10 protein-coding genes, 1 riboswitch and 1 other annotated feature are annotated in these 11,744 nt (G+C 44.6%); of the genes, 5 read left to right on the forward strand and 5 right to left on the reverse strand.

Annotated elements, in window-relative coordinates; translation table 11 throughout:
• Positions 1-2 precede the first annotated feature (2 nt).
• The gene (gene hisG / locus ST37_RS09230) at positions 3-899 is read right to left on the reverse strand and encodes an ATP phosphoribosyltransferase (RefSeq protein ID WP_084885666.1); all 897 of its coding nucleotides are present in this window, start codon (positions 897-899) and stop codon (positions 3-5) included.
• Positions 900-945: 46 nt separating this feature from the next.
• Positions 946-1,074 (reverse strand) — a sequence feature (His leader region).
• Positions 1,075-1,233: 159 nt separating this feature from the next.
• On the reverse strand, positions 1,234-2,820 hold the full coding sequence (locus tag ST37_RS09235; RefSeq protein WP_084885667.1) for a Na+/H+ antiporter NhaC family protein: 1,587 nt from the start codon (positions 2,818-2,820) through the stop codon (positions 1,234-1,236).
• Between the two features lie 75 nt (positions 2,821-2,895).
• A riboswitch (Lysine riboswitch) is annotated at positions 2,896-3,107 on the reverse strand.
• A 280-nt stretch (positions 3,108-3,387) separates the two neighbouring features.
• On the opposite strand from ST37_RS09235, the gene ST37_RS09240 reads away from it, so the two are divergent.
• The gene (locus ST37_RS09240) at positions 3,388-3,795 is read left to right on the forward strand and encodes an H-NS family nucleoid-associated regulatory protein (RefSeq protein WP_084885669.1); all 408 of its coding nucleotides are present in this window, start codon (positions 3,388-3,390) and stop codon (positions 3,793-3,795) included.
• Positions 3,796-3,852: 57 nt separating this feature from the next.
• Here ST37_RS09240 and ST37_RS09245 read toward each other — a convergent pair whose 3' ends face one another.
• Both ST37_RS09245 and topA read right to left on the reverse strand, forming a co-directional pair.
• Complete coding sequence (locus tag ST37_RS09245) at positions 3,853-5,157, reverse strand: inosine/guanosine kinase (protein ID WP_084885670.1); 1,305 nt, start codon at positions 5,155-5,157, stop codon at positions 3,853-3,855.
• Positions 5,158-5,308: 151 nt separating this feature from the next.
• Positions 5,309-7,945: a type I DNA topoisomerase gene (gene topA / locus ST37_RS09250; RefSeq protein ID WP_084885672.1), complete on the reverse strand. Its 2,637-nt coding sequence runs from the start codon at positions 7,943-7,945 to the stop codon at positions 5,309-5,311.
• A 350-nt stretch (positions 7,946-8,295) separates the two neighbouring features.
• Here topA and ST37_RS09255 point away from each other — a divergent pair, with 350 nt between their 5' ends.
• Complete coding sequence (locus ST37_RS09255) at positions 8,296-8,538, forward strand: YciN family protein (RefSeq protein ID WP_084885673.1); 243 nt, start codon at positions 8,296-8,298, stop codon at positions 8,536-8,538.
• A gap of 47 nt (positions 8,539-8,585) precedes the next feature.
• On the opposite strand, the gene aroA is transcribed toward ST37_RS09255, so the two are convergent.
• Positions 8,586-9,866: a 3-phosphoshikimate 1-carboxyvinyltransferase gene (aroA, locus tag ST37_RS09260; protein WP_084885675.1), complete on the reverse strand. Its 1,281-nt coding sequence runs from the start codon at positions 9,864-9,866 to the stop codon at positions 8,586-8,588.
• Positions 9,867-10,033: 167 nt separating this feature from the next.
• Here aroA and aat point away from each other — a divergent pair, with 167 nt between their 5' ends.
• The 3 genes from aat (at position 10,034) to infA (ending at position 11,732) form a co-directional block, all read left to right on the forward strand.
• Complete coding sequence (gene aat, locus ST37_RS09265; protein WP_084885676.1) at positions 10,034-10,750, forward strand: leucyl/phenylalanyl-tRNA--protein transferase; 717 nt, start codon at positions 10,034-10,036, stop codon at positions 10,748-10,750.
• Positions 10,747-11,445, forward strand: a complete 699-nt coding sequence (locus ST37_RS09270) for an arginyltransferase (RefSeq protein WP_084885677.1) — start codon at positions 10,747-10,749, stop codon at positions 11,443-11,445. Before aat ends, ST37_RS09270 begins: the two co-directional genes overlap by 4 nt.
• Positions 11,446-11,513: 68 nt before the next feature.
• Positions 11,514-11,732, forward strand: a complete 219-nt coding sequence (gene infA / locus ST37_RS09275; protein WP_001040192.1) for a translation initiation factor IF-1 — start codon at positions 11,514-11,516, stop codon at positions 11,730-11,732.
• Positions 11,733-11,744 lie beyond the last annotated feature (12 nt).

The following is an 11,744-nucleotide window of genomic DNA, read 5'->3' on the forward strand; positions in this document are numbered from 1 at the left end:
CTTTACCCCATCATTTTTTCAATTGGCAACACCAGAATAGAGCTAGCGCCTAGCTCTTTAAGCTGTTCCATGGTTTCCCAGAACAGATTCTCGGTACTGACAAGATGGATTGCTACTTTGTCTTTATCGGTTGAAAGTGGCAGTACGGTTGGATCTTCTGCACCAGGTAGAAGCGCTTTAACTTGCTCGAGCTGAGCTACAGGTGCGTGAAGCATGATGTATTTTGATTCTTTGGCTTGTTGTACACCCTGCATGCGAGTCAGCAGTTTTTCAATCAGTGCGATTTTGTCTGCATCAAACTCACCGTCACGTTGGATCAGCGTTGCTTTAGATTGGAAGATGACTTCACACTCTTTAAGACCATTGGCTTCCAGTGTTGCGCCAGTAGACACCAAATCTGCAATCGCATCGGCGAGGCCCGCACGTGGCGCCACTTCAACTGAGCCAGTCAGCATACAGGTAGAGAATGGAACGCCAACTTCATCCATATACGCTTTCAGTAGCTGTGGGTAAGTCGTTGCAATACGTTTGCCTGCGAGGTCTTGTGGGCCGTTATATTCGGTATCTTTGTCGATAGCGATAGACAGGCGACACCCGCCAAAGTCGAGGCGGCGAAGTGGCGTGAATGAACAAGGCTCACCCTGCGCTTTACGCTCCAGTCGCACTTCTTCGAGTTCGTTCTCGCCGATAAAACCGAGATCCACAACCCCATCCATAATGAGACCTGGAATGTCGTCATCACGGACAAGAAGCAAATCAACGGGCATATTTTCTGAGTGTACGACTAAACGCTCGCCCATGACGGTAAACTTCACACCGCACTTTTTGAGTAGCTCCTGGCACTCTTTACTTAGACGGCCCTTTTTCTGAATAGCGATTCGTAAACGTTGTGTTTGCATTGCAGTTTCCCTGTGCCCAATTTTTGATACTGATTATTCGTTAAAAATTAAAAAACCCTCGGAAGAATGGTCTCCCGAGGGTTTGAATCTGTTGATCAAAATCGTCCTCCGGGAGTGTATCTCCCGGGTATGCGAACATCTCCCGAAAGATTACCTTGGGTGATGGTGATGATGGTGGTTTAGACCGACAAATCGCATACTTATGTAGTTCCTATTTGATGATGACTTCACAGTAACTAAGCCGAATCCTATTTGCAATACCCTGCGCGATATTTTTTATCACAAATAAAACAAAGGGGCCACAAAGGCCCCTTTTCGTCAGATTATTTGGTGGTTACGCAGCGCGCATTTTAGTGCGAGACAAAAAGCCTAACACCGAACATGCGATAATGAACGCGACAGTCGCCACGCCAAAAGATAACCACGTCGATTGTGTAAAGCCTAAGGTGATAAAGCCAACACATGACACCAGTGCCACTGTCATCGCATAAGGTAACTGGGTAGCAACGTGATCAATATGATTACAGCGAGCACCCGTCGATGACAAAATAGTGGTATCTGAAATCGGAGAGCAGTGATCGCCAAACACAGAGCCAGCCAACACGGCGCCTAGCATAGGTAACATCAGCGCAAGATCGGTTGCGCCAGCCAAATCACCCGCAATGGGTAACATGATGCCAAATGTGCCCCATGACGTACCAGTAGAGAACGCCATAAGACCAGCCAGAAGGAACAAAATAACCGGAAGAAGCGCAGGCGAAATATTACCTTCAACCAAGGTTGATAGATATTTACCCGTGTTAAGGTCACCAATTACCGTACCAATGGTCCACGCAAAAAACAGGATAAGGATCGCGCCAAACATTGCTTTCGCACCGATCCATAATGTTTTGCTAATGTCAGAAGCAGACAACTTTTGACGAATGACGGTGAATAGCGCAAAGCCTAAGCCGACTAAACCACCATAAACTAAGGAACGGCCAACATCTGTATTTTCAAAGGCACCAAGCAAACTAAAGCCGATACCATCAGCCGCGAGAGCCTGGCCGCCGGTCATGATCATGAAACCGACAGTGGCGACAATTAACGATACAATTGGAAGAATTAAATCGGACACTCGTCCAAACTCGCTCTCGGTAATGTCCAACTCTTCATTGATCTCATGCGAGCCTTCTACTTCCGAATCACTGCTAAAGCCAATTCCTTGACTCGCCTCGATTTCGTGCTTGCGCATTGGGCCAACATCCAGCTTAAACCAAGCGACAACAAAAACCAGTAACAAGGCAAAAACCGCATAGAAGTTCATCGGCACCAGTGCAATATAGGCACCCAGAGCAGAGTACTCTGTCATACCGTGAGCAACCAAGATGCCGCTAATGATGGTCATTATGTACGCGCCCCAGCTTGATGCTGGCATAAGCACACACATTGGCGCCGCGGTTGAATCGAGAATGTAGGCCAATTTTGCGCGAGATACGTAAAAACGGTCAGTGACAGGGCGTGAAATCGCACCTACGGCTAAACTGTTAAAGTAATCATCAACAAATATGAACACCCCAAGTGTCGCAGCCAGTAGTTTGGAGCCTCGTTTGCTCTTAACTCTAGACTGAGCCCAAATAGCAAAGGCACGTGTACCGCCAGACAACGTCAATAACGCGGTCATCATACCGAGGAGAAGTAAGAAGAAGACGATACTCATGTTCCATTCGTTTAAACCACCCTCTTCAATGACAACGCCTTTTGCACTGCTAAAGACATATCCTAAGGTACTACCGAATGAGTAATCGTTAAGTAAAAATGCACCGAGTACGATGCCTACACCGAGTGATAATAAAACTCGACGAGTAATTATTGCTAGTGCCAACGCAACCATTGGTGGCAACAGAGAAAAAGCAGACGCAGAAAAATCAACTAAATTCATGACCTTCATTAACCAAATTGGATAAGAGATCTACTGCAGTAAAGATAAGAAAAGAAACATAAGGGGGTTTTCTTAACCTACAGTAGCGCTCCATAGTGAATCAACAGCTTCAATCAGTTTAGGTGAGATTGAAACCTTTACTATGGCAGTGTTGTCACTTTCGCAAACAACCCCAGCATCACGGCTTGATACTCCATGATACTTCGGCGACACATCCTTTTTCATCAAGTTACAGCGGCATCACCCTACTTGACAATACTGATATGTATCGCGCCTCTACTTCACTTACGATAACTTTACGTGCTAGAAACAAACTAACAACATATAATATCGCTTTGTGGTTTAGATTTAGCGCATTCTAATGAATTTTTCCTTGATGGCAAGAAAATTCTCCACTTCTACGCTGTAAAACCATAGAACAGTTATTTAGTGTATTAGTTTCATATATAAGGATATTAATTAATCAGCGTCAATTAACGTAAAATATCAGTTTATTACTTTTAACTAATATAAAGTTTTGATATATTCCGGCTAATACATTACAAAACAAATAAAAAGGGTTCATAAATGTCTGACTTGACCAAAACACTTTTAAATATTCGTAGCCTGCGCGCATTTTCTCGTGAATTGACTCTAGAGCAATTAGAAGAAGCGCTAGATAAATTGACTATTGTTGTTGAAGAACGTAAATCTTCTGAAGAAGAAGAGCTAGCGGCAAAAGCTGAGCGCGAAGCAAAACTTAAATCTTACGCTGAGCAAATTGCTCAAGATGGAATTGATGTTGAGGAATTAATTGCTGCGCTTTCTGGTGAAGGCGCAACTAAACCTAAACAAAAGCGTGCACCACGCCCAGCTAAATACAAATATACAGATGAAAACGGCGAAGAAAAAACTTGGACTGGTCAAGGCCGCACACCTAAAGGTATTCAAGTTAAACTGGATGCCGGTGCTTCTCTTGATGACTTCCTAATCTAAGAAGTATCAAAAATATAAAAGGGAGCTTTGGCTCCCTTTTTTTATACCGTATTTCCGTTATCTTTCCCAATACGCTTCTTCTAAACTGTCTTCTCGCTCAGGTAACCCTTTTGACAGTCGAGGCGAATGTTGAGCTAATACTTCAAAACTAGCACGGTTCGCATACTTACACACTTGTGAAAATGACGAATAAGTTAGAAACTCACGCTGGTGCTTACTTGAGTTAGGCACGTTCTGCTTGTGGTATCGGTTTGCAGCCAGATCGTGTAGTAGTGCCGACAGCGCAGCGTCACCCGCACCATTTGTATTCTTAATTTTTTCTGGGCCCCCCATATATGGAGCAATATGAGAATATACCTTTATTGGGTCACTGCACTGCTGTTTAGTGGCAGGGCGGCTAAATTCATATAAGTTAAATTCTGGAATTGTTCCTGGTAATAGTGGCAACGAGGTTTCTCGTTTAACACTATTATCCGTATAGCCTGCCATAAATAATCCAATGGGTCCTGCAGTACATAATACCAAATCAACCCATTCTAGCGCTTTATCTGCGGCTAATAATGGATCGGATTCACCGGTCAATGCGAGGCCTTCCTCTTCATTCATTGCAACGACAGTAACATGCTCCGATAAAAACGCCTGCCAAAATTCCACGTCACCTTCTATGACATATTTAGTACCAAGAGTTAATACCACAGGAACGTCGTATTTTTTCGCATATTCGATAGCTTGCATTGTCGCCTTTGGCATCGGGTCGCCATCTTGGCAACGTACCAAATAAGAGGTAATAACAAGGGCTGCGGCTTTTTTAAATATCGATTCAGGAATACTGCTGCTATTTAGTTGGTTCATTCGTCCTTCATTAATAGCGAAGGTTCGTTCACCATTATCACTAATTAACGTAAAACAGCGTCCAATAGGGCCTTGTACACCTTGCAAGTAATTAAGATCAACACGGCTCGAGGTATTACAAAGATACCGATAGCCATAACTACCGATTTTAATATCTTCGCTCATCACACCCAAAAGAATAGATTTATCATCGGCAAGCACCGAAAAATTATGCAAAGTATTGCCTATAGTGCCCCCAGCAAATTCATTGGTTACTAGGTCATTATCTTTGAGTTCGTTATACAGCGCTTCGGCTTTTACATCGTCAATTACCAATGAATGGCCTTTACTAAGCGCGTAGCGGTCTATGAAGTCATCAGAGACGCGCGCTTCGATGTCAACCAATGTCTGGTCAATACCAACGATGTATGAGCCTTTGTTTTTGGCTGATACAACAGAGGACGTTATCAACGGGTCTCGTTTGTTAACGGGAAAATAGTGTTTTGACTTACGTTGGCCGGGAAATTTCATATCGATTTATTGGATGACATTTTGGGTGCGCTGATAGTAACCATAGCTCAATTTATTCTCAACGGCACCGAACAAAGCAAACGTTTGCCAAATAAAAAAAAATGAATACCAAAAAAAAGTGCCGCTATATCGCGGCACTTTTAAGTCTTAATTAGGCTTTTTCAGCCTTCGTCTTTTTACGTTTGTCAGTGATTTCCCACTTGCCGTCGATATACAATCCAGTCCAACCCGATGGCTTACCATCGACTTCTGAACGAATATAGTTCTCCTTCGATTTACGGCTAAATCGAACAACAGCTGGGCGTCCATCAGGATCTTGAGTAGGAGCATCAGCTAAATAATGGAACTTGGGTGAAATACGCTCTTTATATTTTGCTAACTCTTCAACCAGTGGCGCTCTTGTCTCTCTCGATTTAGGGAAGTTACTTGCCGCCATAAATAGCCCAGATGCGCCATCACGAAGAACGAAGTACGCGTCCGAGTTTTCACACGGCAATTCAGGGAAATGGACGGGGTCTTCTTTAGGCGGAGCAACTTCGCCATTGCGCAAAATTTTACGAGTGTTCTTACACTCTTCATTGCTGCAACCCATGTACTTACCAAAACGACCGTTCTTCAGCACCATATCTGAGCCGCATTTGTCGCACTCAACCACTGGGCCGTCATAGCCTTTAACTTTAAACTCGCCTTTTTCAACCACATAGCCTTCACAGTTTGGATTGTTACCACACACGTGAAGTTTGCGCTTGTCATCGATAAGGTAGCCATCCATTGCCGTTTCACACACTGGGCAACGTTTTTTAGCACGTAAAGCGGCGGTTTCAACGTCTTCTTCAAGAACGTTAACAATGCCTTCTTCATCGCCAAGGTTAATGGTAGTTTTACATCGCTCTTTTGGAGGTAGCGCATACCCTGTGCAGCCTAAGAATACACCGGTGGATGCTGTACGAATCCCCATAGGGCGTGAGCAGGTTGGACATTCGATATCCGTGATCACAATATGATTTGGCTTCATACCGCCAGCATCTTCTTCAAGCTCAGCGGTTTGCAGGTCGTGGGTGAAATCACTGAAGAAGTTATCTAGAACGTTCTTCCAATTGGCATCGCCTTCAGCGATCTGATCCAGCTTTTGTTCCATACGAGCAGTGAAATCGTAGTTCATCAGATCGTCGAAGCTATCGCCTAGTCGATCGGTAACGATTTCACCCATTTTTTCTGCGTAGAAGCGGCGCTGCTCAACTTTTACATAACCACGGTCTTGAATGGTAGAGATAATAGACGCGTAGGTCGACGGACGACCGATTCCGCGTTTCTCGAGTTCTTTAACCAATGCAGCTTCTGTGAAACGTGCCGGTGGCTTAGTAAAGTGTTGTTTAGGATCGAGATTATTAAGTGACAGCGTGTCACCCAATTGCACTGCTGGAAGAATTTGATCTTCATTTTTACCCAAAGGACGCTGAACTCGTGTCCAACCGTCGAACTTCAAAATACGACCTTTCGCTTTGAGCGTGTACTCAGCGGCTTTCACACTCACCGTGGTTGAATCGTATTTGGCCGGTGTCATTTGGCAAGCGACAAACTGGTTCCAAATGAGGCTATATAATTTGTGGGCGTCGGCTTCCATTGCTTTAAGGTCGTCGGCTTTCACTTCAACACTTGATGGACGAATGGCTTCGTGCGCCTCTTGCGCACCTTCTTTGCTACCGTAAACCGTTGGTTTTGGTGGGAGGTAAGCATCACCATACTCGGTCGAGATATACTCTCGCAGCGACTCTACAGCGTCTTTACTCAAGTTCGTTGAGTCGGTACGCATATAGGTAATGTAACCTGCTTCATACAAACGCTGCGCCAGCATCATTGTTTTCTTTACGCCGTAACCCAGTCGAGTACTCGCTGCCTGTTGCAGTGTAGACGTAATATAAGGTGCTGAAGGTTTGCTTGATGTCGGGCGGTCTTCGCGTTTGCACACTTCAAACTTGGCCGTTTTAAGGGCCGCGACGGCTTCTTCTGCCTGTTGCTGATTGGTTGGTTTAAACGACGTATCGTTCTTTTGTGCCACCAACAGTTTAAAGTTTTCTTTTGATTGAGTCAGTGTATCTGCATGGATATCCCAAAACTCTTCTGGGATAAACGCTTTAATCGCGCGCTCTCGCTCAACCAAAAGTTTAACAGCGACAGATTGAACTCGACCGGCCGATAATCCACGCGCCACTTTTTTCCATAGCAACGGCGACACCATGAATCCAACAACGCGGTCCATAAAGCGACGAGCTTGCTGCGCATTGACGCCGTCTATATTTAGCTCACCGGGCTCTTCAAAGGCCGCGGTAATAGCGTTTTTGGTAATTTCATTAAATACCACGCGACGATAACGTGATTCATCGCCACCAATAATTTCTCGCAAGTGCCAAGCAATCGCCTCTCCCTCGCGATCCAAATCGGTTGCGAGATAGACGTAATCAGCGTCTTTGGCTAACTTTTGTAGCTCTGCGACAACTTTTTCTTTGCCTGGTAAAATTTGATAGTTTGCATCCCAGCCATCATATGGGTTAATACCCATTTTTTTGATTAGCGCTTTGCGATCTTTCTCTTTTTTAAGCTTCGCTTTTTCCTCAGGACTTAATCCCTTGGTGGAGACGGCTGCCGCTTTTTTACCTGTAGATTGCCCTGCAGTTGGAAGATCACGAACGTGTCCAACACTGGATTTAACAACAAAGTCTTTACCAAGATATTTATTTATGGTTTTGGCTTTGGCAGGTGACTCTACAATTACAAGTGATTTGCCCATAACGACAAGTGGTCCTCACGATGACTAAACTATGGCAACGGGTGTTGCATCTATTTTTACTATCGAGCGAGATTTACATAAATTCAACCCATTTTTGAAAAGAAAATTAAACCGTATGACTGACGCCTAACTAATGGAGTTGAAAATTTTCACGCTATATCAATGGCTCGCATACTAATCGCAACCGAATGTCAAGGTCAACAGAATCTGGATTAGACCGATCAATTTATGAAGTTAGGCCCACTATATTCCGCCTTGTGCGCAGATTTCCAGCACACAAGCTATTGAGTATTCTCAAGTGTCAAAGTAGACTTCCGCCCCATCTGCTTAACTAATAATTGTGATTTCCCATGAGCCAACGAAAAGCCATTAGCCAATTTGAACTGCTTCTAATTGCCAATCAAATCATCCAAGATCATGACAACTATATAAAGGGCATGCGTGCCACTTCTGTAGAAGAAAAAGACGATGTTTTGGTATTTAAAGGTGAGTATTTTTTAGACGATGGACTCCCAACAAGCAACACACCTGCAGCCTTTAATATGTTTAAATATTTGGCGCATCATCTCTCTAAAGAGTTTACCTTAACATAGTCGCCCTGCGGCCTATCACCGAGAGCGAACAATGCGGTCTTCTTTTGTTACTGGCTCAAACCTTTTAGTTTGTCAAAGTAATCCGGGAAGGTTTTAGAGGTGCACCCTGGATCGTTGATGGTCACCTTGGTATCACTTAGCGCAACCAACGAAAAACACATGGCAATACGATGGTCGTCATAGGTATCGATTGCCGCGTGGGTGAATTGTTCTGGTGGGGTGATTTCAATAAAATCCTCTCCTTCCACCACAGAAGCGCCGACTTTACGTAGCTCTGTCGCCATCGCTGCCAATCTATCCGTTTCCTTTACGCGCCAGTTGTACACATTACGAATTGCCGTTGTACCTTGCGCAAATAACGCTGCGGTCGCGATCGTCATCGCTGCATCAGGAATATGGTTAAAATCGAGATCCACCGCGCGAAGCTCACCTCGGCTTGACGCAATGTAATCGTCGCCCCACTCAATCTGTGCACCCATTTTTTCTAGTGCATCGGCAAATTGAATATCGCCTTGAATACTGTTTTTGCCAATACCCGTGACTTTTATAGTGCCGCCTTTAATCGCGGCCGCTGCGAGAAAATAAGACGCTGATGAGGCGTCTCCTTCAACCAGGAATGTACCGGGTGATTGGTAGGTTTGATTGCCCTTCACTACGAATCGTTGATAGTCGTGGTTGGCCACTTCAACACCAAATTGACCCATGATATGCAGTGTAATATCGATATAAGGCTTAGAAACCAGATCCCCTTCAATAGTGATTTCTGTATCACCAGAGGCCATTGGAGCTGCCATCAAATAAGCCGTTAAAAACTGACTTGAAATAGAGCCATCAATCGATACTTTGCCACCCGATAACTGACCGGCACGAATTTTTAGCGGTGGGTAGTTAGGGTTTTCCAAGTATTCGACATCGGCGCCACTTTGCTTAAGGGCATCCACCAAATGACCAATTGGGCGCTCTTTCATGCGCGGCTCACCTGTGAGCACATACTCACCCTGCCCCATACACAATGCAGCGGCTAGTGGTCGCATCGCTGTACCAGCATTGCCTAGAAACAGCTCCAAAGGTTGTTCCGTGTTAAACACTCCGCCCAACCCTTGAACAGTGCACTCTGTCTTACAATCAGAGAGCTGGTAAGAAACGCCAAGTGACGTCAATGCATTCAACATATGTCGAATGTCGTCACTGTCGAGTAAATTGGTTAATTTGGTTTCGCCCTTTGCCATTGCTGCTAGCAAAAGTGCGCGGTTCGACACGCTTTTTGAGCCCGGTAAATTGACGACACCGTCAACCTTTGCAATCGGTGTCAACGTCAAACTTTCCATCGATTTTGGTATCCTTTAGCTAAATGGTATAGTTTCGAGACTAACGAAAAATATTCGTAATAACCAGCAATAACCGCGCATTTTGTTTGAATTATTATGCGTTGGCCTCTCGTCGAAGCCGAAAGGCTCTCGCTGCTACTTTTTAAGTTAATCGATGTAAGTGAATTATGGGACTCCAACTTCCAAGCCTGCACCCTAAGCAGCTCTATTTCCCACCCGTAGACAGCGCATTACATGATCCTGACGGTCTATTGGCCTATGGAGGCGACCTGAGCGTAGAACGATTGAGGTGTGCTTACCAACGCGGTATTTTCCCGTGGTTTTCTCCCGGTGAACCAATACTGTGGTGGTCCCCCACTAACCGTGCGGTGATCAGCAAAAGTTCTTTTCACCTCTCTAAATCCATGCGCAAGACGCTACGAAAGTCCAAATTCACGGTAAGCATCAACCGAGCGACCGCGTCGGTCATCAAATTGTGCGCTGCAACGCGCTCTGTTGAAGAAACCTGGATCACCCAAGAGATGGTTAATGCCTATATCGAACTAGCACGTCACAAGCTTTGTCACAGCGTAGAGGTGTGGCAAAACGACAAGTTGGTGGGTGGGTTGTACGGTGTTGCTATCGGCAAAGTGTTCTGTGGCGAATCAATGTTTAGCTTAGAGGATAACGCCTCTAAAACCGCGATGTCAGTCTTCCAGCACCATTTTTTTAACAACGGGGGCACATTGATTGATTGTCAGCTAGAAAACCCTCACTTGACCAGCTTGGGTGCAAAGGTGATCTCAAGAGACGCGTTTTTGACTAAACTTACCAGTAACGGAAGTCCTATGCCCACCAGTTTTTATGGTGCACAAGTACTGACCAATCCATGGAGTTTAGGATGACATCAGAATTGAAGCAGATTCAAATTGGTTACACAGAAAACCATCCTTGTAGTTATCTCGAGAACCAACTTGAGAGAATCGCCATCGCCATGGACGACTCTTTACATAACAACGCAGGCTATGAAGTATTACTCGCCAATGGATTTAGGCGATCGGGTAAAACCATCTACATGCCGCATTGCGACCAATGCCAAGCGTGCCAGGCTATCCGAATACCCGTCAAAAGTTTTGTACCATCACGTAGCCAAAAAAGATTACTCAATAAAGCAAAACATTTGCAGTTGGTGGTAGATCGTAAACTCGATGAGCAATGGTTTACACTTTACGAACGCTATATCGAAGCCAAACATCCCATGGGTAGCATGTATCCAGCCAACCAAAGTAACTTTGAACAATTCATTAAAAGCCACGGGATCTCTACGCGTTATTTGCATATATACGATGATAAAGAGCTCATTGCCGTCGCAGTAACGGACACATTGAGTAAAAGTGCCAGTGCATTTTACACATTTTATCAACCAAATTACGCCATTTCGTTAGGCACTTTATCGGTTCTTTTGCAAATAAAATACTGCAATATTAAAGACTTAGAGTGGCTTTACCTTGGGTACCAAATCGATGCATGTCAGGCGATGAACTATAAAGTTAAATTCAATCCTCATCAAAGGCTAGTAAATCGTCGTTGGCAAGGGTAAAATACCGCCCAAATTAGGGCTAAATTCAGTAAGCGTGCCCTATCTGCCAATTATTTATAGAGGATTCAATGGCTAAAGAAGACGTAATCGAGATGCAAGGCACTGTTCTTGACACTCTACCAAACACAATGTTTCGTGTTGAACTAGAAAACGGTCACGTTGTGACAGCACATATCTCTGGCAAAATGCGTAAAAACTACATCCGCATCCTGACTGGCGATAAGGTAACTGTTGAAATGACACCTTACGATCTTTCTAAAGGTCGCATCGTCTTCCGCGCTCGTTAATATCGACGCAAG

The sequence above is a fragment of the Vibrio sp. qd031 genome (assembly GCF_002100145.1).
Lineage (GTDB): Bacteria > Pseudomonadota > Gammaproteobacteria > Enterobacterales > Vibrionaceae > Vibrio.